General features: G+C 64.7%; 1 protein-coding gene. It reads right to left on the bottom strand.

The window, feature by feature from the left end; translation table 11 throughout:
• A partial coding sequence (locus tag IG78_RS0141380) for a transposase (protein WP_030575143.1) occupies positions 1-235 on the bottom strand: 235 nt, incomplete at both ends.

Below are 235 nucleotides of genomic sequence, written 5' to 3'. Positions count from 1 at the left end.
CATCGGCGAGGTGGTCGCTGGCGAGGTTGGCGAGTTCACGCTTCTTGAGCGAGGACCACAGCAGTTCCACCGGGTTCAGTTCGGGAGCGTAGGCGGGTATTCGTTCCAGGGTGAGCCAGTCCTGTTCGGCGACCCGGGCCCGCATCGCCCGGCTCCAGTGGGCGGACAGGCCGTCCCAGATCAGGACCACTTGCTCGCCGTGGTAGAACACCTTTACCTGCTCCAGGACCTCGAT

This window comes from Streptomyces aureocirculatus (genome assembly GCF_000720475.1).
Lineage (GTDB): Bacteria > Actinomycetota > Actinomycetes > Streptomycetales > Streptomycetaceae > Streptomyces > Streptomyces aureocirculatus.
This window is presented reverse-complemented; position numbering and strand designations above follow the sequence as displayed.